Origin of the sequence: Streptomyces sp. NPDC059668 (assembly GCF_042734135.1) — a bacterium.
GTDB lineage: Bacteria > Actinomycetota > Actinomycetes > Streptomycetales > Streptomycetaceae > Streptomyces.
The window spans coordinates 84,197-110,084 of record NZ_JBHWEL010000016.1; the positions used below are offsets into that span (position 1 = coordinate 84,197).

Here is a 25,888-nt window from a genome sequence, read left to right on the forward strand (position 1 = left end):
GGCCCCCCTCCTTCCCGGAGCGGGGCCCTTCGTCGTGCCTGCCGTCGTCAGCCGCGCAGTACGCGTCCCTGCTTGTCGGTGCGGTCGTTGCTCGTGAAGAACAGGATCGCGTCGACCAGGGCCCAGATGCCGAGGCCGCCGCAGGTGAAGAGCTGGCCGAGGGCCACGCCGGTGGAACCGACGTAGAAGCGGCCGACGCCGAATCCGCCCAGGAAGAGCTGGAGGACGCCCGCGACGATCTTGGACTTGTCGGAGTAGGGACGGCCCTGCGGGTCGTAACCGTAGGGGGCGTCAGGGGTGGGGACGGTCATGAAAGCTGCTCCTGGATGGCTGAAATACAACCGGAGCAAAGCGCTCCGGCCGGAGTCCAGGAGGGACCTCATGGCAGAGATCCCCCATGGATCACGTGCACGCCATCCCCCCTGTGCCGTGGGAGCGTACGGAGATCAATGACCTCAAGGGGAGAGAAATAGATCAATCGTTCCCATCCCGTGATCATATTCCGGCCACTCGCGGTCCCTCGATCGAACCGCCGCCGCGCCCACGCCCTAGACGAGGTTGCGGGCCACCGTCCACGCCACCGCCACGACGAGGATCAACGCCTGCGTGCGCGGCTTCAGTTCGGGCCTCCAGCGGCGTCCGCGCAGCCCCTCCCAGGCCCAGCGCGCGAGCAGCGCGAGGGCGAACGGCGAGGCGAGCAACAGCGCCCTGTTGTCCAGCCAGGCCCCGGCGAGGTGACCGTGCATCAGGTCGTACACCATGCGGGTGCCGCCGCAGGCCGGGCAGAGCTGCCCGGTGACCAGACGGAACGGGCACCTGGGCAGGACATGGCCGGGCTCGTGCGGGTCGGTGACGTACAGATAGCCCGCCCCGGCCGCCCCGGCGGCGAGCACCGCGAGGGGTGCCGCCGCCGGGTGCCGCAGCGCGACCCCGCGCGCCGCGACGGAATCAGCCACGCAGGACCCGGCCTTCGGAGTCCGTGGCGCTGCTGCCCGTGAGCAGCATGATCCCGTCGATCAGGGCCCATATACCGAGGCCCCCGCAGGTGAGGAGCTGGGCGATGCCGATGCCGACACTGCCCATGTAGAACCGCCCGATGCCGAGGCTGCCCAGGGTGAGCTGGAGGACACCGGCGACGATCTTCGACTTCTCCGAGTACGGGCGGCCGTAGGGGTCGTAGCCGTACGGCGCGTTCGGGTCACCGGTGTACGTGCCGGGCGGAACGGCGCCCATCGGGTAGCCGCCGGGCTGCGCGTACCCGTAGGGCCCCGGCTGCTGGTAGGGGCCCTGCTGTCCGGGGCCCTGCTGTCCGGGGCCGTACGGGCCGGGGCCGCCGGGCGGAGTCGCGCCGGCGTGCGGATAGCCGTAGCCGGGCGGCTGGTTCGGGGGCTGCTGCGGCTGCTGCGGCTGATCGGTCAAGGTGCTGGCTCCTGGTAGGCGCGTGCGTGGGGACGATGGACTCACGTACGAAAGTCGGAAATGAGTCACGCCATCTTGCAGCAGGAAACCCCGGACGGAGAAGTGGGTTTGTCCACACGCCGGCGACGGCCTCGTCCCGTCACCGTTTCCCCGCCCGCGGGCGGGGCGGGGCGCCACCGGCGCGGAGGCCGGGTCTCGGCCCAACGAGTGACCCCCACGGTCAGCCCCCGCGGCCGAAGGCGGACGAACACCTAATCTGACGGCATGTCAGATGACGTGTCACATGAGCTGCTCGGCCTCGACAACGTACTGCTGCCGGTGGGTGACCTCGGCGCGGCGGTGAGCTTCTACGAACAGGCCGGGTTCCCGGTGGCGTTCCGCCTCGACGAGGCCGGGATCGCCCTGCTGAAGGTGGGCAAGGAGACTCCGGGGCTGCTGCTGCGCCTGGAGGACGGACTCGGTCCGCGGCCGCCGGTGTGGGCCCCGGCACGGGTGTGGCTGGAGGTCCGGGACGCGCGGGCCACGGCCGCCGCGCTGGCCGCCGCCGGCATCCCTCCGCTCGCCCCCGTGTTCACGGTCGCCACCGGCAGGACCGTCGAGATCGCCGACCCCTGGGGCAACGTCATCGGCTTCACGGACTACACCAAGCGGCCCGAACTCGCCCGCCGCCCCTGAGCGCCGCCCCGCCCGTACGCGCCGCCCCGCCCGCACACGTCGCCCTGCCCGGCACCAAGCACCGCCGCGCGGGCGGCGGGCGGCGCGGGGCGTGCGGGGAGAGGGCGCCGGGCGTGACGCCGGGCACACCCATCCCCCTGACTTGAACATGTTCAAAAGCAGGTCTACATTTCTGCTCGACAGCGTTTTGAACGCGTTCAAGAAGGGGTGGGGACATGGACCTCACGGTCGTCGCGTACGTCATCTATCTGCTGGTCAGCATCGCGCTGACGGTCTGGGTGGCGCGCACTCTGAGCCACAACGGACGGATCTTCCTCGCCGACGTGCTGCACGGGAACGAGAAGCTCGCCGAAGCCGTCAACCACCTGCTGGTGGTGGGCTTCTACCTGGTCAACCTGGGCTTCGTCGCGCTCTACCTGAACGGGGACGACGAGATCGAGAACGCCCGCGGGGTCTTCGAGGCCCTGTCGACCAAGCTCGGCGTCGTCCTGCTCGTGCTCGGCGTCATGCACCTCGGCAACGTGTACGTGCTCAACAGGATCCGCCGGCGGGGCGTGATGGAGCGGGAGCAGCTGCCGCCCGTCGGGCCGACGGACTGGATCGCGCCCCCGGCCGGGGTGTGACCCCGGTGGCCGCCTCCCAGGGCACCCTGGACCGGGACGCCGCGCGCGTCCCGGTCCGCGGGCTCACCGTTCTCTACGACGCGCGGTGCTCGCTGTGCGCCTTCCTGCGCGACTGGCTGGCGAAACAGTCCCAGCTGGTTCCGCTGCGGCTGGTGCCGGCCACCTCCGAAGAGGCCCGAGGGCTCTTCCCGGCCCTCGACCACCGGGCCACCCTCGACGAGATCACCGTCGTGGGCGACGCCGGCCAGGTCTACCGGGGGGCGGCCGCCTGGGTCGTCTGCCTGTGGGCGCTGCGCGAGTACCGGGCGCTCGCGCACCGGCTGAGCACCCCGGCGGGTGCCCTGCTCGCGAGGGGCGCGATGCTCGCCGCCGCCAAGTGGCGCGCGGGCCACCGCCGCCCCGAGGGATGGGGCGGGCAGGCCTACCGGCGGGACGACGGCTGGGTGTACGAGCCGACCGTCGGATGGCTGTACAACCCTCCCGGCTGTGACGGCGGCACCTGTTCCACTCGTTAGGCTCATGACCGTGCCAGCACCGACAGAGGACCCCGGCCCCGGCAAGGACTCCGAGGGCCCGGACCAGAGCCCGGACCAGAGCCCGGACAAAGGCCCCGCCAAGAGCGAGCAGACCCGCGCCCTGATCCTGGAGACGGCTCTCCGGCTGTTCCAGGAGCGGGGGTACGACAAGACGACCATGCGGGCCATCGCCAAGGAGGCCGGGGTCTCGGTCGGCAACGCGTACTACTACTTCGCCGGCAAGGAGCACCTGATCCAGGGCTTCTACGACCGGATCGGCGCCGAGCACCAGGTGGCGGTCCGGCCGGTCCTGGAACGCGAGAAGGATCTGGAGGCGCGGATCGCGGGCGTGCTGAAGGCATGGCTGGACGTGGCGGAGCCGTACCACGAGTTCGCGGCGCAGTTCTTCAAGAACGCCGCCGATCCCGACAGCCCGCTCAGCCCCTTCTCGCCCGAGTCGGCCGGACCGCGCGAGGAGTCCATCGCCCTGCACCGGAAGGTGCTCGCGGGGTCGAAGGCGAAGGTCCCCGAGGAGCTGCGGGACGTGCTCCCCGAGCTGATGTGGCTGTCGCAGATGGGGCTCGTCCTGTACTGGGTCTTCGACCGCACGGAGGGACGCGAGCGCAGCTACCGGCTCGCCGAGCGCGGCGCCCGGCTCACCACCCGGGGTGTCGCACTGGCCCGCTTCCGGGTGCTGCGACCGCTCGTCCACGAGGTGCACGAGCTGTTCACGGACTTCCTGCCGGGGATGACGAGGCTGCTCCCCGATCCGGCGGTCAAGGCGCGGACCGAGTGATCACACCAGCGGCTCCACGTGCTGGCCGAGCCCCTCGGGGACGAGTACGCGGGTCATCGCGTCCACGCCCCCGGGGAACTCGCCGTGCTGCCCGACTCGATCGGCGCCAAGGTGGCCCCGGACGTCGACGAGATCCTGAAGGCAGGCCGGTCCACGGCTAGTTGACCGCGTCGACCTCGTCCTCCGACAACTCCACGTCGTACACCAGCGGTTCGCCGCCCACCAGCACATGACCGGCACGGGCCGCGTACGAGGGTGCCGTCGCCGCCAGGAGGTACGTCCCCGGGGCCGGCACCGAGACGATGTACGAGCCGTCGGCCAGTGACGTCACCCGGTCCAGCTGGCGCCCGCCCTTGGAGAGCAGCGTGACGACCGCCCCGTCGAGGGGTTCGCCCGTCGCGTCGCGCACGAAGCCGTGGACGGCCGTCGCTCCGCCCTGCGCGGGCACCGGCACCGGCTCGGCCTCCTCCGCCGGTTCCACCGCCAGGTGCGGCAGCCGCTTGTCGAGCCCGGCCGGCAGCCACCAGTTGGAGTTGCCGAGCAGATGCATCGCGGCCGGCACCAGCGCCGTCCGGAGGATGAACGCGTCGAGCGCGACCGCCGCCGCCAGACCGACGCCCGCCATCGCCGCCCCCGAGTCGCCGCTCAGGACGAAGGCCAGGAAGACACAGACCATGATCAGGGCCGCGGAGTTGATGACCCGGCTGGTCTCCGCGAGACCGACCCGCACCGCCCGCGCGTTGTCCCTGGTGTGCACCCACTCCTCGTGCATCCGGCTCACCAGGAACACCTGGTAGTCCATCGACAGGCCGAAGAGCAGCGAGAGCATGATGACCGGCAGGAAGGCGTTGATCGGCCCCTCCTTGCCGAGGCCCAGCAGGTCCAGACCCCAGCCCCACTGGAACACCGCGACGAGGACACCGAAGGACGCGGCGGCCGCGATCAGGTTCATCACGGCGGCCGTCAGCGGCACCACCAGGGAGCGGAACGCGACCATCAGCAGCAGGAAGCCGAGGCCGATGATGGTCGCGATGAACAGCGGGAGGCGGTCCCCGGTCACCGTGGAGAAGTCCTTGGAGATCGCCGTCACACCGCCCACGTGGGCCTGGACGCCCGCGTCCGGGATCGCCCTGTCGCGCAGGGCGTCGATGAGCCGGTCCGTCTTCTCGGACTGCGGCGAGGTGGTCGGCACGACCTGGATCACCGTGACGCCCCCGGCGGGCGGCAGCGCGGCGACCCGGGCGACACCGTCGGTCGCGCGGATGTTCCGCACGAGCGCGTCCGTGTCACCGCCGGACGAGACCACCTGGAGCGGGCCGTTGAAGCCGGGCCCGAAGCCCTCCGCGAGCAGGTCGTACGCCTTCCGCGTCGTCGTGGTCGCGTCGTCGTTGCCCTGGTCGGTGGCACCGAGCCGCAGCGACAGCACGGGCAGCGCGAGCACCGCCATGACGACCACGGCCACCGCGGCGATCGTCCGCGGACGTTTCTGCACGCCCGCCGACCAGCGCGCGGCCGGACCGCTCGCGGACTCCGGCTCACGGCCGCCCTCGGCGGCCAGCTTGCGCCGCTGTCGGCGGCTGAGCACCCGCGGACCGAGGAAACCGAGCAGCGCCGGCAGCAGCGTGACCGCCGCGAGCACGCTGAACACGACCGTCAGCGAGGTGCCGATGACCACGCCGTCCAGGAAACGCAGGTTGGTCACGAGCATCCCGGCCAGCGCGATGCACACCGTGCCGCCCGCGAACAGCACGGCCCGCCCCGACGTGTTGAGCGCCGTGACCGCCGACTCCTCGGGGTCCGCGCCGCGCAGGATGCCGCGCCGGTGCCGGGTGACGATGAACAGCGCGTAGTCGATGCCGACGCCGAGCCCGATCAGGGTGGCGAGCAGCGGAGCCAGGTCGGGCACGTCCGTGACATGGCTGATCAGCTGCGTGGAGAACAGCCCGGTGCCCACGCCGAAGATCGCGATGCCGAGCGGGAGCAGCATCGCGAAGAGCGAGCCGAAGGCGAGGAAGAGGACGACGGCCGCGGCCAGGATGCCGACCATCTCGGCGAGCCCGGTGGGCGGTTCCTGGACCCGCTGGATCGCCTGGCCGCCCAGGGCCACCCGCAGACCGGCGCGATCGGCGCCCTGCGCCGTGTCGACGACGCTCTGCACCAGCTCCTTGGGCACGGCGTTGGCCTGCTCGGCGAAGGTGACCTGGGCGTAGGCGATCCGCCCGTCCGCGCTGATCTGCGCCGCGCCCTGCGCGCCCGTGTACGGGCTGGTGACGCCGCCGACCCCCTTCATGCCGCCGATCTTCTCGAGCACCGGCTGGATCCGGGAGCGTACGGCCGGGTCCCGGACCGTACCCGCGTCGACCTTCCACACCACCGTGTCGGTGTCGCCCGCGCGGTCCGGGAAGGCCTTCTCCATCAGGTCGTACGCGCGCTTGGAGTCCGTGTCGGGCAGGGAGAACACGTTCGCGTAGTCCGTTCCCGCGGTGGACGCCGCGGCCCCCAGTCCGAGCAGCGCCCCCACCCACAACAACAGGACCACCAGCCGGTGCCGATAGCACCACCGTGCCAATGTCGCCACGCTCAACGCTCCTTAGTCGGTCGGTCGGTCCCCCAGGTCCTGGAAGAACCATCGACCGGCGTGCTCGCGCGATGAACGACCTGCCCATGACTCTCAAGGAACTCCAAGGCGGGAGCCGCCCCCCGGCGCGACGGGCACGCGGATACTGAGGGCATGACCGCTCATGAGGGTGCCACCGTCCTCGTCGTCGAGGACGAGCCGAGCATCGCGGACGTCCTCGCGATCGCCCTGCGCTACCACCGCTTCGAGGTCATGACCGCGGGCACCGTCCGCCGGGCACTCACGCTCGCCGAGCGCACCCGGCCCGACGCGGCCCTGCTCGACGTGATGCTGCCGGACGGCGACGGCCGGGCCCTGGGCCGTGAACTGCGCGTACGGCAGCCCGATCTGGCGGTCGTCTTCCTCACCGCCCGGGACGCCCCCGCGGAGATCGTGGGCGCGCTCGGCTTCGGCGACGACTACATCACCAAACCGTTCAACATCGACGAGGTCGTCGCCCGTATCACCGCCGTCCTGCGCCGCACCCGCCCCGCCGACGTCCTGCCGCAGCGCCCGCCGCTGCGCTACGGCGAACTGGAGCTGGACGAGACGACGTACTCCGTGCACCGCGGCGAGCGGACCGTGGAACTGACCCCGACCGAGTACGCGCTGCTGCGCTTCCTGGTGCGCAACGGCGGCCGGATCGTGCCCAAGGAACAGCTCCTGAGGCACGTGTGGCAGTACGAGCACCCGGCCGAGTCGACCGTCGTGGAGACCTACATCAGCTATCTGCGGCGCAAGCTCGAACCCCTCGGACCGCCGGTCATCCAGACCCGGCGGGGAGTCGGGTACGGGCTCGCATGAGGCTCCCGGACCGCGTCCTCTCGGCCCGGGCGGGCATCCGGCGCCCCCGCCGCCATCACGGGATCCACTCACTGCGCGGCAAGCTGACGCTCGCCAACGTGGCCCTGCTGGCCCTGGGCATCATCGTGGCGACCGCCGTCAGCCTGATGGGCATGCGGCACTACCTGATCGACCAGGTCGACGCGGAGCTGGTCAAGACGCGGGACTCGCTGACCGGTTCCCAGCTCACGCTGCACCAGATCGACTCACTGACCGCGCTGTCCTTCGTCCGCAACCACCTGACCCCCCGCCCGGACGGCTCCCCGCAGCCGGACTCGATCTTCGCGGCGGTGGACGGCCGGGGGCAGCCGCTCAGCATCGGCGGGTTCAAGCCGACCGGCACCCAGCGCGCACTGGTCGCCGCGGTGGACGACCCGCGCGCCCTCGTCCGCGGCGGGGCACTGCACGACATCACGGTGCACGGCGCCGCCTACCGTACGACCGGGGCGCGGCTCGCCGACGGCACCTACGTGCTGCTCGCCACCTCCACCGACGCGCTCCACAAGGGCATAGCCAAGGCCCTCCGGCTCGACCTCGCCGTGGGGACCCTGCTGCTGACGCTGCTCGCGGTCCTGACCATGCTCAGCGTGAGCCGTCGGCTGCGGCCGCTGGAGGACATGGTGGAGACCTCGTCGGCGATCGCCGAGGGGGACCTGACGCGTCGCGTGCCCTCCAGCCATCATCCGACCCAGGAGGTCGAACAGCTGCGGCTGGCCCTCAACTCCATGCTCCAGCAGGTCGAATCGGCCTACCGGACGCGTGAGCGCAGCGCCGCCCAGCTGCGGCGGTTCGTCGGCGACGCCTCGCACGAGCTGCGCACGCCGCTGGCCGCGATCCGCGGCTACCTCCAGCTGTACGACAAGGGGATGCTGAGCGAGCCGGCCGAGCGCCGGCGGGCCTGGGACCGGATGAACGCAGAGGCCGACCGGATGGGGCGGCTGGTGGACGAGCTGCTCACCCTGGCCCGGCTCGACCAGCGGCCGGAGCTGCGGTTCAGGAACGTCGACCTGAGCCGGCTGGTACGGGACGCCGCCGAGGATCTGCGCGCCCAGCAGCCGGGACGGCCGGTGACGGTGGGCGCGGACGGCACCCTGCTGGTGCTCGCCGACGAATCGGGGCTGCGGCAGGTCCTGGGCAACCTGGTGGCCAACGTCCGTACGCACACGCCCGCCGAGGTGCCGGTGCGGCTCGGTCTGGAGCGCGCGGACGGGGTCGTACGGCTGTGTGTCGCGGACCAGGGTCCGGGGCTCGCCGAGGACGACGCGGCCCGCATCTTCGACCGGTTCTTCCGGGCGGGGGGCGGTGCGGGCAGCGGTCTGGGGATGGCGATCGTGCAGGGGGTGGTGACGGCTCACGGGGGTGATGTGGCGGTGCGCACGGCACCGGGCGAGGGGCTCGCCGTGACCGTGACCCTGCCTGCGCGCTGACCTGCTTGAACATCTGCGGTGGTGCCCTTGAACATAAGCAGACCCAGGGCATTGAACACGGCCCGCCGTGGTGCCGTACACAGAAGCGGACGGCCCGGCCTCTTCGGCACGGTCCGCCGCGCCACCACCGGGCTTCGCACGGAAGGACCTTCGGGTTGTCGTTCAACACGAGCTCTCGACAGCTGCCGGACACGGACGAGACGCCCGAAGAGGCGCGCCCGCAGCAGACCCGCACGCCGGACGCGCCCGCCGCCGTGGACGCCGAATCCGTCGACCGTTCCGACGCCGCTGAATCCGTCGACCGTTCCGACGCTGCCGAACCCGCCGACCGTTCCGACGCCGCCGAACCCGCCGACCGTTCCGACGCCGCCGAACCCGCCGACCGTTCCGACGCCGCCGAACCCGCCGACCGTTCCGACGCCGCCGAACCCGCCGGCTCTCCCGAACGCGCCGGCTCTCCCGAACGCGCCGGCTCTCCCGAACGCGCCGGCTCTGCCGAGCCCGCGCGGGCCGCCGCGGCCGCCGACTCCCCCGAAGCGGTCGAACCCGAAGGCTCCGCCGAGGTCACCGCGCCCGCCGGAACGGCCGAACCCGTCGACTCCCCCGAGGCCGCGAAGACCACCGCCACCGCCGCCGAATCCTCGGAACCTGCCGAGGCGGTGGAAGCGGCTGAAGCCGCGGAAGCGGCCGAACTCACGGAAGACGCCGCGTCCCCGGAGCACGCGGTACCCACGGAGGACTCCGGACCCACGGACCACGCCGAACCCGCGGAAACAGCAAGCCCCACGGACCACGCCGTACCCACGGAGGACGCCGGGCCCACGGACCACGGCGAACCCGCGGAAACCGCAGGCCCCACGGACCACTCCGAACCCGCCGGCCCCCCGGAGACCGCCGGGTCCCCGGAGACCGCCGAACCCGTCGCCCCCGGAGGGGAAAGCACGGCCGGATCGCCTCCGGTCAAGGGCCGGTGGCGTCGGTGGCGGGGGTGGCGGGCGAAGCACCCTGCCGCGGCGCGGGCCCTGACCTGGACCACCACCGGTCTCGCCGCCGTGCTCGTGCTGTTCGCGCTGCTCATGCCGAACAGCAGCGCCGGCTTCCGGCCCGGCGAGTTCGTCCGCATCCCGGTCGAAGCGATCTTCGGCGCCGCCGTGCTGATCGTCCTGCCCCGCAGGCCCCGGCTGGTGGTGGCGGCGGTCGCCGGCCTGGCCCTGGGCGCGCTGACCATCCTGAACCTCCTCGACATCGGCTTCAACGAATACCTCGGGCGGGGGTTCAACCTCGTCCTCGACTGGGCGCTGTTCGGCGACGCCCAGGCCTATCTCCAGGACACGATGGGCAAGCAGGCGACGCTCGGCATCGTCGTCGCCCTGGTGCTGTTCGTGATCGTCCTGCTCGCCGTCATGTCGCTGGCGGTCGTCCGGCTGGCCGGCCTGCTGTCCCGCCACACCGCGACGGCCACCCGCTCGACCCTGGTGCTCGGCACCGTCTGGATCGCCTGCGCGGCGCTCGGCGTGCAGTTCACCGGCGTGCCGGTCGCCTCCGACCGCACGGCCAAGTCCGTCGAGGACCGCACCAAGCGGGTGCAGGCGACCCTGCGGGACGAGGCGGCGTTCGCCAAGTTCGCGAAGAAGGACGCCTTCGCCAACACCCCGCCGGACCAGCTCCTGACGGACCTGCGCGGCAAGGACATGATGATCACCTTCATCGAGAGCTACGGCCGCAGCGCGATCGAGGACCCGGTCATGGCGCCGGGGGTGGACGCGACCCTCACGGCCGAGAACCAGAAGCTGGTCAAGGCCGGGTTCGCGGCGAAGAGCGGCTGGCTGACCTCGGCGACGTACGGCGGAAGCAGCTGGCTGGGCCACTCCACGTTCCTGTCGGGCCTGTGGATCAGCAACCAGCAGCGGTACCGCACCGTCACGGCGGGCGAGCACCTGACCCTCACCAAGGCCTTCAAGAAGTCGGGCGGCTGGGACACCGTCGGTGTCATGCCGGGCGTCCAGAAGGCCTGGCCCGAGTCCAAGTTCTACGGCCTCGACAAGGTCTACGACTCCCACAAGCTCGGCTACAAGGGCCCGAAGTTCAGCTGGTCGACGATGCCCGACCAGTACGCGCTGACCGCGTTCGAGCGCCTGGTGCACGGCAAGAAGCACGACAAGCCGCTGATGTCGGAGATCATCCTGACCTCCAGCCACCAGCCCTGGGCGCCGATCCCCGAGCTGGTACCGCAGGACCAGGTCGGCGACGGCTCGGTCTACGACGCCATCGAGAAGGCCGGCAAGAAGCCCGCCGACATCATCACCGACTCCGCGAAATCGAAGCAGGAGTACGGCAAGTCCATCCAGTACTCGGTGTCGAGCCTGATCAACTACCTGGTGAAGTACGGCGACAAGAACACCGTGCTGATCTTCCTCGGTGACCACCAGCCCATCGCCCGGGTCAGCGGCAACCACGCCAGCCGGGACGTGCCGGTGTCGATCGTCGCCAAGGACCCGAAGGTCCTGGACAAGATCGCCGACTGGGGGTGGACGGACGGTCTCCAGCCCGAGCACAACGCCCCGGTCTGGAAGATGAGTTCCTTCCGCGACCGCTTCATGACCGCGTACGGCTCGACTCCGGCCCCGTGAGCCGGCCGGCGCCGGAAGCCGTCGCTCAGGCCTGCCGGGAGGCCAGCTCCACGATCGTGATGTCCGAGGGCGCTCCCACCCGGGTCGGCGGCCCCCAGGCTCCCGCACCCCGGGAGACGTACAACTGTGTGTCGCCGTACCGTTCGAGGCCCGCGACGGTGGGGTTGGCGAGCTCGGCGACGTAGTTCCCGGGCCAGAGCTGGCCCCCGTGGGTGTGTCCGGAGAGCTGGAGGTCGACACCGTGGCGTACGGCGTCGTGGATCTGGACCGGCTGGTGCGCGAGCAGCACCACGGCCCGTGAGGTGTCCCGGCCGTCCAGCGCCCTGCCGAAGTCGGGGCCGTGCCCCTCGCTCTCGCCGGCCACGTCGTTGACCCCGGCGAGGTCGAATCCGGCCAGTTCCGTCCGCGCGTTCTCCAGCGGACGCAGCCCCAGTTCGCGTACTTCCGCGACCCACTGCGCGGCGCCCGAGTAGTACTCGTGGTTGCCGGTGACGAAGTACGAGCCGTGCCGCGCCCGCAGTCCCGCGAGGGGCGCGGCGGCCGGTCCCAGGTTCTTCACGCTGCCGTCGACCAGGTCCCCGACCACCGCGATCAGGTCGGGCTGCGTCGAGTTGATCGTGTCGACGACCCGCCGGCAGAAGTCCCGGCCGAGGACGGGCCCGAGGTGGATGTCGCTGACGACGGCGATCCGGAAGCCGTGCGCGGACCGGGGCAGCCTGGCCAGCGGTACGGTCACCCGCTTCACGCGGGGCCCGCGCAGGACGCCGTAGGTGCCGTACCCGACGGTTCCCACGGCGACGGCGGCGGCGGTCCCGCCCACGGCCCGCGAGACGAAGAGCCGCCGCGACGGTCCCGGCGCGACGCCGTCCGCCCGTCCCGCACCCGCCGCCGCCCGTGCGGGGGCGTCGGGCCGTCCGGGCGTGGCGGCCCGCGTGCCGGCACCGGCTTCCCGCGGGCCGGCCGGGGCGAGAGGCTCCGTGGCCGGGCCGGGAGGGGTGCCGGGTCCCGTCGCCGCCCCCACGACGGCGCGCGGCGCCACCGGCCCGTCGGCGGTCCGCCGCCGCACGAGCCGTGCCACCAGGGGCCGTACGGCCTCGCCCGCCACGACCGCGAGCAGCAGGTAGAGGGCAAGTGCCATCCACAGGAAGCCGGGCCAGGCCAGCGTCCGCTGGAGCCAGAAGGGCGCTCCCCCGCGTTCCGCGGCGACCGCGCCGACCATCAGTACGGGGCCGGCGACGAAGGCCACGGTGCCCGCGCGGCGCGCGAGCCCCGGACCGGACGTCGTGTCGCGCACCAGACGGCGCCACAGGTACCGGTGCAGACCCGCGAAGGCGGTCAGGACCGCCAGACCCACCAGCAGGAAGACGATGACCACGGCCGCGTGTCCCCCGCCGCTATGACGTCTGTCGCAAGGCGCGCAGCCCGCGGAACCCGATGGCCCCGACGACCGTCCCCAGAACAAAGGAGACCACGGCGAGCGTCAGATGGACCCAGAAGTACGCCGTCGGATCCCCCGCGTCGTCGAACGCGAGCCCGCTGCCGTCCTTCCACAGGTTCTTGACGAAAGTGATCCAGATGATCCAGCTCCACACCCCGAAGGCGAGCAGGAACCAGGAGACGGGGCGGCTGAGCTTCATGGGTCCAGTATCGCCGCCATCGGTCGTCACCCGTGGCCGGGGTGGGCAGGGTGAGAGGACTTCACCGCCGGAGCCCTGTACTTTCTCGACCGTGCCCGCCTTCAAGAAGACCATCAACCGATCGTTGTTGGTCACATCAGCCACTCTGTTGTCCCTTTCGCTGACCGCCGCTCCGGTCCTGGCCGCCGACAAGCCGTCGGCCTCGCCGTCGCCGAGCGCCACACCCCCGGCGAACATGTCGACGGTGGGCGGCGCTCGGCTCGGCCTGCCCGGGACCCAGGCCGACCTGGGCAGCGGCGCCCCCGTGCTGCCGAAGGACGTCACCGCGCGCTCCTGGATCGTCACCGACGCCGAGTCCGGGGCCGTCCTGGCCGCGCACAACGCGCACTGGCGACTGCCCCCGGCGAGCACCCTGAAGATGCTCTTCGCCGACACGCTGCTGCCGAAGTTCCCCCGGACCGAGCGGCACAAGGTCGCCGTCACCGACCTCGCGGAACTCGGCGCGGGCTCCAGCCTGGTGGGGATAAAGGAGAACGAGACCTACACGGTGCACGACCTGTGGCTCGGGGTGTTCCTGCGCTCGGGCAACGACGCCGTGCACGTGCTGTCCGCGATGAACGGCGGCGTCGCGCAGACGGTCACGGAGATGCAGACGCACGCCGACGACCTTCAGGCCCTGGACACGCACGTGGTCACCCCCGACGGCTACGACGAGAAGGGCCAGGTGTCCTCGGCGTACGACCTGACCCTGTTCGCCCGTTCGGGACTACAGAAGAAGGACTTCCGGGAGTACTGCTCGACGGTGCGGGCGAAGTTCCCCGGCGAGACGAAGAAGGACAAGAAGGGCAAGACCAACCGTGAGTCCTTCGAGATCCAGAACACCAACCGGCTGCTGACCGGAGACAGCGACATCTCCACGTACCAGGGCATCGCGGGCGTGAAGAACGGCAACACCACCAACGCGGGGGCGACCTTCACCGGTGTCGCCGAACGCAACGGCAAAGTGCTGCTGGTCACCGTGATGAACCCGGAGAAGCACGAGCACAACGAGGTCTACAAGGAGGCCGCGCAGCTGCTCGACTGGGGCTTCAAGGCCGCGGACAAGGTCACGCCGGTGGGTGAGCTGGTACCGCCGAAGAGCGCGGACACCAGTACGCAGGCGGGCTCGGACCCGTCGGCCGGCGCCCCGTCCGCCGCGTCCGGCACGGGCCGGGGATCGACGGCGCCGGTGGCCGCCTCCGCGGGCGCCAAGGACGGTTCGAGCGGGGTCGGGATCGCGCTGGCCGTCGCCGGCGGTCTCCTCGTGCTGCTGGCAGGCAGCGCCTTCCTGGTCAACCGGCGGTGGCCGCTGCCGGACCTGATGCGCCGGCGCCGCTGACCCCTTCGGTCCCGGGGCCGCCCGGTGCGTCGGCCGCGGGGCCGGCGCGTGTGCCGGCCCCGGGCTCCGGTTCCCCGGGCTCCGGCTCCTCGGACCCCTGGTCCTCGTGCTCCGGCTCCTCGTGCTCCGTCGCCGTCCAGGACGCGCAGAACAGGAGCAGTTTCGCGGTGAAGTTGATCCAGAGCAGCAGCGCGACGGGCACCCCGAAGGCGCCGTACATGCTCTTCGACGCGATGCCCCTCATGTAACTGCTGAGCAGCAGCTTGAGCAGTTCGAACCCCGCGGCGCCGATGAGGGCCGCGACGACGAGCCGGCGACGGGACGGTTCGACGCCGGGCAGCAGGGTCAGCAGGTACAGGAGCAGCAGGAAGTCGGCGAGCACGGCGACGCCGAACGCTGCGGCCTGGAGCAGCCCCCCGCCCCAGCCGTCCTTGTCGACGCCGAACAGCCGGGCCGTCCAGCCGACCGTCGTGGAGGCGGCGGCCGAGGCGCCGACCGTGACGAGCACCGCGCCGCCGAGCCCGACGAGGACGCCGCCGTCCACGAGCTTGCGCAGCAGGGGGTTCTCCTCGCTGTCGGGCAGCTCCCAGACCGCGCGCAGACAGTCCCGCATCTGGCCGACCCAGCCGATGCCGGTGAGCAGCAGGACGGCGCCCGCGATGACGCCGATCGTGCCCGCGTTCTGCACCAGCGTGTTGATGTCCAGCTGGTCGGAGATCCCCGGCACCTGCTCGGCGATCTTGTCCTGGAGCTGTTTCTGCTGATGGACGCTGAGCGTGGCGGCGCCGACCGCGGCGGCGACGGTCAGCAGCGGGAAGAGCGCCACGAAACTGACGAAGGTCATCGCGGCGGCGAGCCGCGTCCACTTCACCCGGTCCAGCCGTTCGTACGACCGCCATGCGTGCGTGGCCATCAGGCGGATGACCAAAGGGCCCACGCCGGGGAGCTTGCTCAGCCAGTCCATGATCCGAATCTGCCCTCGCCTCGGGAAACCAATGTCCGGGTACCCCGAAATCGCAGGACAGTGGCGGACGCCATGCCGATCCCCGCTCCCGGGGCGGTGTCGGCGCGGTGCGAGGTGAGTCCGAGGGCGTGGTGGCCGACGGTGGCGACGCCGCGCGGTTCCCGGGTGAGCCGGGGGGCCGCGGCGCGCCGGGCCGGAGTCACCACTTCACGACCGCGAGGCCGTACATCGCGAGCCACACCAGGCCGATGAGGGCGAGCGGCCGGTCGCGCAGCACGACGTCCTCGGGTTCGCCGGCGGTGCCCCGGTCGGCGAAGACCGCGTACCGCAGGACGGCGAGGATGAAGGCGACCATCGACAGCTGGCGCCAGGGCAGCGCACCGGCACCGGGCACGCCGCCGCCTTCGAGGGCCCACAGGCAGTAGCCGAGGACGGAGACCCCGGCCGCCAGCTGCCAGACGAAGCGCAGGTAGCCGGTGGTGTACTCGGTGAGGAGCGCGCGGGTGACCCCCGCCTTCCCCGCCATCTGGACAGCCTCGGAGTATCGTTTCGCCGACACCATGAAGAGCGCGCCGAAGCCCGTGGTGATCAGAAACCAGCGCGAGAGCGGGATGCCGAGGGCGAGGCCGCCGATCATCGCCCGCATCAGGAATCCGGTCGTCACCACGACGAGATCCACGACCAGGACGTGCTTGAGGCTGACGCAGTAGGCCAGCTGCATGCCGAGGTAGGCGGTCAGCAGCGCCGCGGTGACCGGGGAGGACAGCCAGGCGGCGAGGGCGGGGCCGAGGACGGCGAGGACGCCCCCGACGCCGTAGGCGACCCTGACCGGGACCTGACCGGCGGCCACCGGGCGGCGGCGTTTGACCGGGTGGGCACGGTCGGCGACGGCGTCCCGAGCGTCGTTGATCAGGTACACGGCGGCGGCGCAGGCCGTGAACAGGACGAAGACGAGGGCGAGTTGGGTCAGCGCGTGCCGGGAGAAGAGCTGCCCCGCGGCCGCCGGAGCCGCCGCCACCAGCAGGTTCTTCACCCATTGACGGGGGCGGGCGGTCTTCAGCAGGCCGAGCGCGAGGCTCCCGGTGCGCGCGGGCACGGGCGGGGTGCCGCGGTGCTCCAGGAGCACCGTGCGCTCAGCCATGACCGGTCTCCGTCCCCTGGACGCCCAGCCAGGCCGTCAGGGCTCCGAGGACCACGCCCGCGACGACGTCGGAGGGGTAGTGGACGCCGGCGACCAGCCGTGAGACGCACATGGCGGCGGCGAGCGGCGGTACCACCCGGGCGCCGAGCCGTCCGAACGCCACCGCGGCGGCCGTCGCCGAGGTGGCGTGCGAGCTGGGGAACGAGTGACGTCCGGCCGTACGGACCAGGGGTGCGAGGTGCGCGGGGCGCGGACGGCGCACGATCCGTTTCAGGCCCATGCTGGCGAGGTGCGCGGTACCGGTGAGCGCGGTGCCGCGCAGCCACGCGCCGCGCCGCCCCCGGTCGACGGCCGCCCCCGTGAGCCCGGCCGCCAGCCACAGCGCGCCGTGCTCCCCGCTCCAGGACAGGGCGCGCGCGACCGCCGCCACCCGTGGATCCGTGCCGCACGCGTGGAATGCCGACAGCAGCCGGCGGTCCATGTCGTCAAGGTCGTCCATGTGATCTCACTCTTCTAGAGAGTGACCGAAGAATTACGGCAATCAGTGATGACATCTCATTAATCACCCATTTCGGTGAGGAGCCGTTGGCACCAGGGAGAGCGGGGTGTTATGCACCTTTTTCGGCGATACGGTCACGGTCATGCCTGCCGACACCGCCGCCGACGCCGGCTCCGACACCGGCTCCGCTCCCCCTCCCGCCCCCCGGCGCGTCTCCGTCCCCGTCACGACCGAGACCGTCTCCGTCACGGGCTGGGGCCGCACCGCCCCCACCGCCGCGCGGCTGGTCCGCCCGCGCAGCTACGCGGAGGCGGCGGCCGCGGTCCGCATGTGCGGGGCGCGCGGGGGCATCGCACGGGGGCTGGGCCGTGCGTACGGCGACGCGGCGCAGAACGCGGGCGGGGCCGTGCTCGACATGACGGGCCTGGACCGCGTCCACACCGTCGACGCCGTCTGCGGCACCGTGCTGTGCGACGCCGGGGTGAGTCTGCACCGGCTGATGGAGGTCCTGCTCCCGCTCGGCTGGTTCGTACCGGTCACGCCCGGCACCCGCCACGTCACGGTCGGCGGGGCGATCGGCGCGGACATCCACGGCAAGAACCACCACGGCGCGGGCTCCTTCTCCCGCCATGTGCTCTCCTTCGACCTGCTGACCGCGGACGGCGGGATCCGCACCGTGGACCGCGGCAGCCCCCTCTTCGACGCCACCACCGGCGGCATGGGCCTGACCGGCGTGATCCTTTCGGCGACCGTCCGGCTCCTGCCCGTGGAGACCTCGCTGATGTCCGTCGACACCGAACGCGCGGCGGACCTGGACGACCTGATGGCCCGCCTCACCGCCACCGACCACCGCCACCGCTACTCGGTCGCCTGGATCGACCTGCTCGCGCGCGGCCGGTCGACGGGACGCGCGGTCCTCACCCGGGGCGAGCACGCGCCCCTCGACGCCCTGCCCGCCCGCGCGCGCAGACGGCCCCTCGCGTTCCGCCCCCGCCGGCTTCCGGCCGCGCCCGCCTTCGTACCGGAGGGGCTGCTCGGCCCCACCACGGTCGGCCTCTTCAACGAGCTCTGGTACCGCAGGGCGCCCCGCGCGCGCACCAGGGAACTGCAGACGATCCCCGCCTTCTTCCACCCCCTCGACGGGGTGCCGCACTGGAACCGGATCTACGGACGCGCCGGCTTCGTGCAGTACCAGTTCGTCGTCGGACACGGCCGGGAGGAGACCCTGCGCCGGATCGTGCGGCGCGTCTCGGAGCGCGGCTGCGCCTCCTTCCTCGCCGTCCTCAAGCGCTTCGGAACGGCCGACCCCGGCTGGCTGTCCTTCCCGATGCCCGGCTGGACCCTCGCCCTGGACATCCCCGCGAACCTGCCCGGACTCGACACCTTCCTCGACGGACTGGACGAGGAGGTGGCCGGGGCGGACGGGCGCGTCTACCTCGCCAAGGACGCACGGCTGCGGCCCGAGCTGCTCGGCCGGATGTACCCGCGGCTGGCCGAGTTCCGGCGGCTGCGCGCCGAGTTGGACCCCGGCGGCGTGTTCACCTCGGACCTGTCCCGCCGGCTCGGACTCTGAGCGACCGCACGCCGCCCCACGCCCCCACCACCTTCTAGGAGCTGACATGAAGGACGCCTTCGGTGCCCCCCAGTCCCTGCTGATCCTCGGCGGCACGTCCGAGATCGCGCTCGCCACGGCGCGCCGTCTGATCGCGCGCCGCACCCACACGGTGTGGCTCGCCGGACGTCCCTCGGCGGCCCTGGAACGGGACGCCGAGCACCTGCGCGGACTCGGCGCGGACGTCCGTACCGTCGCCTTCGACGCGCTCGACTGCGAGTCCCACGAGGCGGTGCTCGGCAAGGTCTTCGCCGAGGGCGACCTCGACATGGTGCTGCTCGCCTTCGGGATCCTCGGCGACCAGGCGCGCGACGAACGGGAGCCGCTCGCCGCGGCACGGATCGCGCAGACCAACTACACGGGCGCGGTGTCCGCGGGGCTGGTGTGCGCGCGGTCCCTCCAGACGCAGGGGCACGGCTCGCTGGTGGTGCTCTCCTCGGTCGCGGGCGAGCGGGCCCGCCGCTCCAACTTCATCTACGGGTCCAGCAAGGCGGGCCTGGACGTCTTCACCCAGGGCCTGGGCGACGCGCTCCACGGCACCGGCGTACACGTGATGGTCGTACGCCCCGGCTTCGTCCGCACGAAGATGACGGCGGACCTCGGCGACGTCCCCCTGTCCACCACCCCGGAGGCGGTCGCGACGGCCATCGAGGTGGGGCTGCGCCGGCGTTCGGAGACGGTGTGGGTGCCGGGGGCGCTGCGGCTGGTGATGTCGGCGCTGCGGCATCTGCCGCGGGCGCTGTTCCGGCGGCTGCCGATCTAGGGGCAGGCGTCCGGAACGGGCACCGCCCCCCGGCGCCACCTGGTCCGAACGACGGGCCCTAGGCCGTCAGCGTCGTGTCCTGGTCCGCGGGCGCGCAGGCCTGCGGCGGGACGACCGCGCCGCCGAACGCGTACTCGCGCAGCTTGCGCCAGACGCCGTCGGTGCCCTGCTCGTAGAGGGCGAAGCCGGTGCACGGCCACTGGGCCTCGTACCCCGCGAGCTCCTCGTAGGCCCGGTCCATCGCCGCTTCGTCGATGGCGTGCGCCACGGTGACGTGCGGGTGGTACGGGAAGTTCAGTTCGCGTGCCAACGGCCCCGACGCGTCCCTGACCTGCTTCTGAAGCCAGGTGCAGGCCTCCGCGCCCTCCACCACCCGGACGTAGACGACCGGCGACAGCGGCCGGAAGGTGCCCGTGCCGCACAGCCGCATCGGGAAGGGGCGCCCGGCGGCGGCGACCTCCAGGAGGTGCGCCTCGACCGTCGGCAGCGCCGAGGCGTCCACCTCCGTCGGAGGCAGCAGGGTGACGTGTGTGGGAATGCCACAAGCCGCGGGGTCACCGAAGCCCGCGCGCCGCTCCTGGAGCAGGCTGCCGTGAGGCTCCGGGACCGCGATCGACACTCCGATCGTTACGGTCCCCACGTCGTCTCCTGTCGTTGTGTCGATGTCCGGTCTTCCTGCGCGCAGGAACGACTGCCGGTTCGGCTATCGACTGTACGGCGATACGGCCCGATACCGGCCGTCGTACCGGTGTTGCTCTCGTCTCGTACGGGCTGTCGAACGGTGTCGCGCGGGCGCTCTCAGTGCTTGGCGGGCAGGAAACCCACCCGGTCGTACACCTGCGCGAGCGTCTCCGCGGCGACGGCGCGGGCCTTCTCGGCCCCCTTCGCCAGGATCGAGTCGAGCGTCTCCGGGTCGTCCAGATACTGCTGGGTGCGCTCCCGGAACGGCGTCACGAAGTCGACCATGACCTCGGCGAGGTCCGTCTTCAGCGCACCGTAGCCCTTGCCCGCGTACTTCTCCTCGAGTTCCGCGACACCGGTCGCGGTGAGGGTCGAGTAGATGGTCAGCAGATTGCTGACACCCGGCTTGAGCTCGGTGTCGTACCTGATCACGGTGTCCGTGTCGGTGACCGCGCTCTTGACCTTCTTGGCGGTCGCCTTCGGGTCGTCGAGCAGGTTGATGAGGCCCTTCGGCGTGGAGGCCGACTTGCTCATCTTGATCGACGGGTCCTGGAGATCGAAGATCTTCGCCGTCTCCTTGAGGATGTACGGCTTCGGGACCGTGAAGGTCTGGCCGAAACGGCCGTTGAAGCGCTCGGCGAGATCGCGCGTCAGCTCGATGTGCTGGCGCTGGTCCTCCCCCACCGGAACCTCGTTGGCCTGGTACAGCAGGATGTCCGCGACCTGGAGGATCGGGTACGTGAAGAGGCCGACGGAGGCGCGGTCGGAACCCTGCTTGGCGGACTTGTCCTTGAACTGGGTCATGCGGGACGCCTCGCCGAAACCGGTGAGGCAGTTCATGATCCAGGCCAGCTGGGCGTGCTCGGGGACATGACTCTGGACGAAGAGCGTGCAGCGCTCCGGGTCGAGGCCCGCGGCCAGCAGCTGGGCGGTGGCGAGCCGGGTGTTGGCGCGCAGGTCCGCCGGCTCCTGCGGAACGGTGATCGCGTGCAGGTCGACGACCATGTAGAACGCGTCGTGGGACTCCTGCAGAGCCACCCACTGGCGCACGGCGCCGAGGTAGTTGCCGAGGTGGAACGAGCCTGCCGTGGGCTGGATTCCGGAGAGCACGCGGGGACGATCAGAGGCCATGCCCACCATTCTCTCAGGTGTGGGCGCCCGGTCCGGAACTGGCGCGAAACAGAGGCGGCACGGGTGGGAACCGATCGGCCTTCGGCGGTGTAGCAAGAGTGTGAGGACGCGGGAGGGGGGCCGCATCGTCGTCGACGAGGCCGTGGTGATCGCACGCGTACGCGCCGGGGAGCCGGAGGCGTACGCGGAGCTGGTCCGCGCCCACACGGGCATCGCGATCAGGGCGGCCCGGGCGCTCGGAGCGGGTGCGGACGCGGAGGACGTGGTGCAACAGGCCTTCCTCAAGGCGTACTGCGCACTGGGGCGTTTCCGGGACGACGCGGCGTTCAAGCCGTGGCTGCTCTCGATCGTCGCCAATGAGACGAGGAACACAGTGCGCACGGCGGCGCGGCAGCGGACGCTGGCCGGCCGGGAGGCGGCGTTCGCGGAAGCGGACCCGCTGATACCGGAATCGGCGGACCCGGCGGCCGCCGCGCTCGGGGCGGAGCGCCGGGCGGCCCTGCTGGCGGCGCTCGACCAGCTGAGCGAGGAGCACCGGCTCGTCGTGACCTACCGCTATCTCCTGGAGATGGACGAACCGGAGACGGCCCAGGCCCTGGGCTGGCCCCGGGGCACCGTGAAGTCCCGCCTGAACCGCGCCCTGCGCAAGCTCGGCCGACTGCTGCCGGGCTTCGAGCCGGGCGAGCCCCGGGAAGGGGGTGACGCGCGTGTCTGAGCCGCACGGGGAACAGGGCCCGGGGCCCTCGGGTGACCGGGAGCGGGCGGGTCGCGAGGCCGCCCCGCGACTCACGGACGAGCTGCGCGCGCTCGGGCGCTCGCTGGACGGGCGGTCGCCGGACGGACGCGGCACGGCCGGCGACGAGTCGATGGCCGAGCGGGTGCTGGAGCGGATACTCGCTGAGCGGCTCCCGGTCCCGGTGGCCGTCCGGCCGGGGCCCGGCGAGCGTGTCCGGGCGGTGCGCCGCTGGGTGCGGCTGAGGGGGCGCGTGCTGGTCGCGGGCCTGTGCGGTCTGCTGACGGTGCTCGTGCTCACGCCTCCGGTGCGCGCCGCGGTCGTGGACTGGTTCGGCTTCGGCGGGGTCGAGGTGCGGTACGACCCGTCGGCGGTGCCGTCCCCGGGGGCCGAGGTGCCGGGCTGCGGACCCTCGCTCACCATGGCCGGGGCGACACGCCGGGCGGGGTTCGCGCCGCTCGTGCCGGACGCGCTCGGGGTGCCGGACGCGGTGACGGTCACGCGGGAGCCGAAGGTGCGGTTCCTGATGACTCTGTGCTGGCGCGAGCGGGGGCACACGATCCGGCTGGACGAGTACCCGGCCGGCCTGGACATCGCCTTCGCCAAGACGGTGCGGGAGCCGCCGGAGTGGCTGTCGCTGGGCGGGGACGCGAGTGGGGGCGGGGACGGGGACGGGGACGCCGGCTTCGGTGATCCGGCGTTGTGGTTCCCCCGGCCGCATCTGCTCGGTTTCTGGCTGATCGACGCGTCCGGTGACCGCTTCACCCGCTCGGAGCGGACCGCGGGGCCCACGCTGCTGTGGACGCGCGGGGGCGAGGTGACCCTCCGTCTGGAGGGTGTGGCGTCGAAGGCGCGCGCGGTGGAGATCGCGCGGTCGCTGGAGCGGCGGAAGTAGGCGGCGGCCGTAGGCGGCGGCCCGGAAGTGGGAACCCCGGCGGGTCGAGCGGTGTACCAGAAGTGACACACGGCGTGCGGGGCCGCGGAGGCCCCGCACGCCGCGGGACCCGTGGAGCGGCCATCGGAATGCGGGGAGCGGGGGCGGGATGCGGGGGCGACAGGCAGCAGCCCACTCCGGCGGGCGGAGACGGTGGGTGAAGTACCAGGACCGGCGGCCGGGCGCGCGGATCGCCCCGGGGCCGGGGAATGGATGAGGGGCGGTTCGGGCCTACGAGCGTCGGGGGGAACGGATGAGGTGGCAGGACCTGCGTACGGGTGGCCGGGGAGGACGGACGGGCGGGGCGGTCCCTCGGGAGGGGGTACGGGACGGGCGGACCGAGCGTCGGAGGGAAGGCGGGACGGGATGCCGGGGCGGAGGGACGGAACACCGCCGCGGCGGAGCGGCCGAGGGCCGGGGCGCGCGGCCGGGCCACCGCCCCAACGAGCCGGCGGGAGCCGGGGACGAGCGGGCGGTGTGGCGGCGAGCCGCCGGAACCGAGGACCTGGGCAAGCACACGGAACACCGCCCCGGCGAAGGGGCCGTGGGCCGGGACGAGCGGGCGGCGAGGTGGCGCGAGCGCCGGACGGCGTGGTGGCGAGAAGGCTGGGCGGGCCGGGCAGTGTGGTGGCGAGAAGGCTGGGCGGTGCGGTGGCGAGGGAGTCGGACGGAGTGGTCCGGCGGGCGTGCGGGACGGTGGCTGCCGATCCTGGTGCCACTGGTGCTGACCGTGCTCGGCGCGCCCGCGGCCCGGGCCTCGGCACCCGGCGAGGCAGCCGCGCGGGCCGACACACCGGACATGGCCCTGGTCGTCGCCGCGGGCACCGGGCACACCACCCTCCTGCGTTCCGGGGACCAGGACTTCGCGCTGCTCTGGCGCCTGCTGGCACCGCGGTTCACGGGGACGGAGGCGGTGCCCGACGCCTGGGCGGCGGGCGACCATCCGCCGGCGCGCGCCACCGTGATCTGGGGGATGACGGGCGTCGGAGGCTGGCCGCAGACGAGCCGGGCACCCGGCGGAGACGTCGCCATCGAGCGTGAGGACCAGGTGTTCCTGGCGTCGGACGGCACGCCCTGGGTGCGGTCGGACCCCTCCCCGGACGTGGCGGACGACGACGTCCGCTGGCACCGGGCGCCCCGCTCGGTGTTCGACCAGTTGGTGGAGCGCGGGGGTCCGTTGGGTCCCGGGACGCCGGTAACACCCGCCGCGGCGCGGGCCGCCGGGCCGGCCGTGTGCGCGAAGTGGGCGGTGGCCGGACTGGCGGTGGGCCTGCTCCTCGGTGCGGGCGGCACAGGGCTGATACGCCGCGCGGCGGCCCGGCACGACGTCGCCGGACCGCCGCGGGAACCACGACAGGAACTGATCGACCTGTAGGAAAGGTCGGGGCCGCCTCCGAGGAGGGTCAGCCGAGGTCGATCTCCGGGTACAGCGGGAAGGGGGCCAGCAGATCGGTGGCACGGTGCGAGATCTCGTCGGAGATCTTCGGGTCCAGGACGTGCTGGGCCTTGGACGGGCTGCCCTTGGCGGTGGTACCGGGCTCGGCGACGGTGAGGACGCGGTCGATCAGGCCGGCGATCTCGTCCATCTCGGCCGTACCGAGACCACGGGTGGTCAGGGCGGGCGTACCGATGCGGATGCCCGAGGTGTACCAGGCGCCGTTGGGGTCGGCGGGGATGGCGTTGCGGTTGGTGACGATGCCCGAGTCGAGCAGCGCGGACTCGGCCTGGCGGCCGGTGAGGCCGTAGGAGGAGGCGACGTCGATCAGGTTCAGGTGGTTGTCGGTGCCGCCGGTGACCAGGGTCGCGCCGCGGCGCATCAGGCCCTCGGCGAGGGCGCGGGCGTTGTCGACGACGGCCTGGGCGTAGTCGCGGAACTCGGGCCGGCGGGCCTCGGCCAGCGCGACGGCCTTGGCGGCCATGACGTGCGGGAGCGGGCCGCCGAGGACCATCGGGCAGCCGCGGTCGACCTGCTCGGCGAGGGACTCGTCGCACAGGACCATGCCGCCGCGCGGGCCCCGCAGCGACTTGTGGGTGGTGGTGGTGACGATCTGGGCGTGCGGGACCGGGTCGAAGTCGCCGGTGAGGACCTTGCCGGCGACGAGGCCGGCGAAGTGCGCCATGTCGACCATCAGCGTCGCGCCGACCTCGTCGGCGATCTCCCGCATGATCCGGAAGTTCACCAGACGGGGGTAGGCCGAGTAGCCGGCGACGAGGATCATCGGCTTGAACTCGCGGGCGGAGACGCGCAGGGCCTCGTAGTCGATGAGGCCGGTGGCGGGATCCGTGCCGTAGGAGCGCTGGTCGAACATCTTGCCGGAGATGTTCGGGCGGAAGCCGTGCGTGAGGTGACCGCCGGCGTCCAGGGACATGCCGAGCATGCGCTGGTTGCCGAAGGCCTGCCGCAGTTCGGCCCAGTCGGCCTCGGAGAGGTCGTTGACGTTGCGGACGCCGGCCTTGGCGAGGGCGGGAGCCTCGACGCGGGCGGCGAGGACCGCCCAGAAGGCGACGAGGTTGGCGTCGATGCCGGAGTGCGGCTGAGCGTAGGCGTGCTCGGCGCCGAAGAGTTCGCGGGCGTGCTCGGCGGCGAGGGCCTCGACGGTGTCGACGTTGCGGCAGCCGGCGTAGAAGCGGCGGCCGACGGTGCCCTCGGCGTACTTGTCGCTGAACCAGTTGCCCATGGCCAGCAGCGTGGCCGGGGAGGCGTAGTTCTCGGAGGCGATCAGCTTGAGCATGTCGCGCTGGTCGGCGACTTCCTGGCCGATGGCGTCCGCGACGCGGGGCTCCACGGCCCGGATCACGTCGAGGGCGCTGCGGAAGGCGGTGGACTCGTTGGACAGGGGCTGGGACATGACGGCCTCCGGACGTGGCGT

26 protein-coding genes and 1 pseudogene are annotated in these 25,888 nt (G+C 72.3%); 14 read left to right on the forward strand and 13 right to left on the reverse strand.

Going from position 1 to position 25,888, the window contains the following annotated elements:
• Positions 1-47: 47 nt before the first annotated feature.
• The 3 genes from ACFV2J_RS14905 to ACFV2J_RS14915 form a co-directional block, all read right to left on the reverse strand.
• Complete coding sequence (locus tag ACFV2J_RS14905; RefSeq protein WP_385081924.1) at positions 48-311, reverse strand: TM2 domain-containing protein; 264 nt, start codon at positions 309-311, stop codon at positions 48-50.
• Positions 312-548: 237 nt separating this feature from the next.
• Positions 549-956 (reverse strand): DUF2752 domain-containing protein, encoded by a 408-nt coding sequence (locus tag ACFV2J_RS14910; RefSeq protein WP_385081925.1) that lies wholly within the window; start codon positions 954-956, stop codon positions 549-551.
• Positions 949-1,419 (reverse strand): TM2 domain-containing protein, encoded by a 471-nt coding sequence (locus ACFV2J_RS14915; RefSeq protein WP_385081926.1) that lies wholly within the window; start codon positions 1,417-1,419, stop codon positions 949-951. The genes ACFV2J_RS14910 and ACFV2J_RS14915 overlap by 8 nt, the downstream gene beginning before the upstream one ends.
• Positions 1,420-1,683: 264 nt before the next feature.
• On the opposite strand from ACFV2J_RS14915, the gene ACFV2J_RS14920 reads away from it, so the two are divergent.
• The 5 genes from ACFV2J_RS14920 to ACFV2J_RS14940 all read left to right on the forward strand — a co-directional run bounded on the left by ACFV2J_RS14920 (position 1,684) and on the right by ACFV2J_RS14940 (position 4,193).
• Positions 1,684-2,094 (forward strand): VOC family protein, encoded by a 411-nt coding sequence (locus tag ACFV2J_RS14920; RefSeq protein WP_385081928.1) that lies wholly within the window; start codon positions 1,684-1,686, stop codon positions 2,092-2,094.
• Positions 2,095-2,309: 215 nt separating this feature from the next.
• On the forward strand, positions 2,310-2,717 hold the full coding sequence (locus tag ACFV2J_RS14925) for a hypothetical protein (RefSeq protein ID WP_385081929.1): 408 nt from the start codon (positions 2,310-2,312) through the stop codon (positions 2,715-2,717).
• Between the two features lie 5 nt (positions 2,718-2,722).
• Positions 2,723-3,232: a thiol-disulfide oxidoreductase DCC family protein gene (locus tag ACFV2J_RS14930; protein ID WP_385438893.1), complete on the forward strand. Its 510-nt coding sequence runs from the start codon at positions 2,723-2,725 to the stop codon at positions 3,230-3,232.
• Between the two features lie 4 nt (positions 3,233-3,236).
• Entirely contained in the window at positions 3,237-4,028 is a 792-nt protein-coding gene (locus ACFV2J_RS14935; protein WP_385081931.1) for a TetR/AcrR family transcriptional regulator, read from the forward strand.
• Positions 4,029-4,046: 18 nt separating this feature from the next.
• Complete coding sequence (locus ACFV2J_RS14940; protein ID WP_385081932.1) at positions 4,047-4,193, forward strand: hypothetical protein; 147 nt, start codon at positions 4,047-4,049, stop codon at positions 4,191-4,193.
• Here the strand turns inward: ACFV2J_RS14940 and ACFV2J_RS14945 are convergent.
• Positions 4,186-6,597, reverse strand: coding sequence for an MMPL family transporter (locus tag ACFV2J_RS14945; protein WP_385081971.1), 2,412 nt, complete (start codon positions 6,595-6,597; stop codon positions 4,186-4,188). The two genes, ACFV2J_RS14940 and ACFV2J_RS14945, sit on opposite strands and share 8 nt — an antisense overlap.
• A 162-nt stretch (positions 6,598-6,759) precedes the next feature.
• On the opposite strand from ACFV2J_RS14945, the gene ACFV2J_RS14950 reads away from it, so the two are divergent.
• The 3 genes from ACFV2J_RS14950 to ACFV2J_RS14960 all read left to right on the forward strand — a co-directional run bounded on the left by ACFV2J_RS14950 (position 6,760) and on the right by ACFV2J_RS14960 (position 11,545).
• Complete coding sequence (locus ACFV2J_RS14950) at positions 6,760-7,449, forward strand: response regulator transcription factor (protein ID WP_385081934.1); 690 nt, start codon at positions 6,760-6,762, stop codon at positions 7,447-7,449.
• Positions 7,446-8,915, forward strand: coding sequence for a sensor histidine kinase (locus ACFV2J_RS14955; RefSeq protein ID WP_385081935.1), 1,470 nt, complete (start codon positions 7,446-7,448; stop codon positions 8,913-8,915). The genes ACFV2J_RS14950 and ACFV2J_RS14955 overlap by 4 nt, the downstream gene beginning before the upstream one ends.
• A gap of 155 nt (positions 8,916-9,070) precedes the next feature.
• Positions 9,071-11,545 carry a sulfatase-like hydrolase/transferase gene (locus ACFV2J_RS14960; protein ID WP_385438898.1) on the forward strand — a complete coding sequence of 825 codons (2,475 nt, stop codon included), beginning with the start codon at positions 9,071-9,073 and terminating at the stop codon, positions 11,543-11,545.
• Between the two features lie 25 nt (positions 11,546-11,570).
• Here the strand turns inward: ACFV2J_RS14960 and ACFV2J_RS14965 are convergent, their stop codons facing one another.
• The gene (locus tag ACFV2J_RS14965) at positions 11,571-12,920 is read right to left on the reverse strand and encodes a metallophosphoesterase (RefSeq protein ID WP_385438901.1); all 1,350 of its coding nucleotides are present in this window, start codon (positions 12,918-12,920) and stop codon (positions 11,571-11,573) included.
• A gap of 19 nt (positions 12,921-12,939) precedes the next feature.
• Positions 12,940-13,182, reverse strand: coding sequence for an SCO4848 family membrane protein (locus tag ACFV2J_RS14970; RefSeq protein WP_261994617.1), 243 nt, complete (start codon positions 13,180-13,182; stop codon positions 12,940-12,942).
• A 91-nt stretch (positions 13,183-13,273) separates the two neighbouring features.
• Here ACFV2J_RS14970 and ACFV2J_RS14975 point away from each other — a divergent pair, with 91 nt between their 5' ends.
• Positions 13,274-14,560, forward strand: coding sequence for a D-alanyl-D-alanine carboxypeptidase family protein (locus tag ACFV2J_RS14975; RefSeq protein WP_385081938.1), 1,287 nt, complete (start codon positions 13,274-13,276; stop codon positions 14,558-14,560).
• Here the strand turns inward: ACFV2J_RS14975 and ACFV2J_RS14980 are convergent.
• The 4 genes and pseudogenes from ACFV2J_RS14980 to ACFV2J_RS14995 form a co-directional block, all read right to left on the reverse strand.
• Positions 14,514-15,524: a YihY/virulence factor BrkB family protein gene (locus tag ACFV2J_RS14980; protein ID WP_385081939.1), complete on the reverse strand. Its 1,011-nt coding sequence runs from the start codon at positions 15,522-15,524 to the stop codon at positions 14,514-14,516. The two genes, ACFV2J_RS14975 and ACFV2J_RS14980, sit on opposite strands and share 47 nt — an antisense overlap.
• Positions 15,512-15,664, reverse strand: a pseudogene (locus tag ACFV2J_RS14985) (GtrA family protein); the annotation flags it as partial. The pseudogene ACFV2J_RS14985 and the gene ACFV2J_RS14980, both read right to left, overlap by 13 nt.
• A gap of 59 nt (positions 15,665-15,723) precedes the next feature.
• Positions 15,724-16,665 carry a decaprenyl-phosphate phosphoribosyltransferase gene (locus tag ACFV2J_RS14990; protein ID WP_385438906.1) on the reverse strand — a complete coding sequence of 314 codons (942 nt, stop codon included), beginning with the start codon at positions 16,663-16,665 and terminating at the stop codon, positions 15,724-15,726.
• On the reverse strand, positions 16,658-17,164 hold the full coding sequence (locus tag ACFV2J_RS14995; RefSeq protein ID WP_385438909.1) for a phosphatase PAP2 family protein: 507 nt from the start codon (positions 17,162-17,164) through the stop codon (positions 16,658-16,660). The genes ACFV2J_RS14990 and ACFV2J_RS14995 overlap by 8 nt, the downstream gene beginning before the upstream one ends.
• Positions 17,165-17,306: 142 nt before the next feature.
• Between ACFV2J_RS14995 and ACFV2J_RS15000 the strand changes: the two genes are divergently transcribed.
• Together ACFV2J_RS15000 and ACFV2J_RS15005 are read left to right on the forward strand one after the other, a co-directional pair.
• Positions 17,307-18,737, forward strand: a complete 1,431-nt coding sequence (locus tag ACFV2J_RS15000) for an FAD-binding protein (RefSeq protein WP_385081944.1) — start codon at positions 17,307-17,309, stop codon at positions 18,735-18,737.
• A gap of 46 nt (positions 18,738-18,783) precedes the next feature.
• The gene (locus ACFV2J_RS15005) at positions 18,784-19,539 is read left to right on the forward strand and encodes a decaprenylphospho-beta-D-erythro-pentofuranosid-2-ulose 2-reductase (protein WP_385081946.1); all 756 of its coding nucleotides are present in this window, start codon (positions 18,784-18,786) and stop codon (positions 19,537-19,539) included.
• A 58-nt stretch (positions 19,540-19,597) separates the two neighbouring features.
• On the opposite strand, the gene ACFV2J_RS15010 is transcribed toward ACFV2J_RS15005, so the two are convergent.
• Positions 19,598-20,179, reverse strand: coding sequence for a 2'-5' RNA ligase family protein (locus ACFV2J_RS15010; protein WP_385081947.1), 582 nt, complete (start codon positions 20,177-20,179; stop codon positions 19,598-19,600).
• Between the two features lie 158 nt (positions 20,180-20,337).
• A complete protein-coding gene (trpS, locus tag ACFV2J_RS15015; protein ID WP_385081948.1) occupies positions 20,338-21,351 on the reverse strand; it encodes a tryptophan--tRNA ligase in 1,014 nt (337 codons plus the stop codon).
• A 145-nt stretch (positions 21,352-21,496) separates the two neighbouring features.
• Between trpS and ACFV2J_RS15020 the strand changes: the two genes are divergently transcribed.
• The 3 genes from ACFV2J_RS15020 to ACFV2J_RS15030 all read left to right on the forward strand — a co-directional run bounded on the left by ACFV2J_RS15020 (position 21,497) and on the right by ACFV2J_RS15030 (position 24,393).
• Complete coding sequence (locus ACFV2J_RS15020) at positions 21,497-22,066, forward strand: RNA polymerase sigma factor (protein WP_385438949.1); 570 nt, start codon at positions 21,497-21,499, stop codon at positions 22,064-22,066.
• Positions 22,059-22,979, forward strand: coding sequence for a hypothetical protein (locus ACFV2J_RS15025; RefSeq protein ID WP_385081949.1), 921 nt, complete (start codon positions 22,059-22,061; stop codon positions 22,977-22,979). Before ACFV2J_RS15020 ends, ACFV2J_RS15025 begins: the two co-directional genes overlap by 8 nt.
• A gap of 751 nt (positions 22,980-23,730) precedes the next feature.
• On the forward strand, positions 23,731-24,393 hold the full coding sequence (locus tag ACFV2J_RS15030; RefSeq protein WP_385438914.1) for a hypothetical protein: 663 nt from the start codon (positions 23,731-23,733) through the stop codon (positions 24,391-24,393).
• A gap of 28 nt (positions 24,394-24,421) precedes the next feature.
• On the opposite strand, the gene ACFV2J_RS15035 is transcribed toward ACFV2J_RS15030, so the two are convergent.
• Complete coding sequence (locus ACFV2J_RS15035) at positions 24,422-25,867, reverse strand: glycine hydroxymethyltransferase (RefSeq protein ID WP_385081952.1); 1,446 nt, start codon at positions 25,865-25,867, stop codon at positions 24,422-24,424.
• Positions 25,868-25,888: the final 21 nt, after the last annotated feature.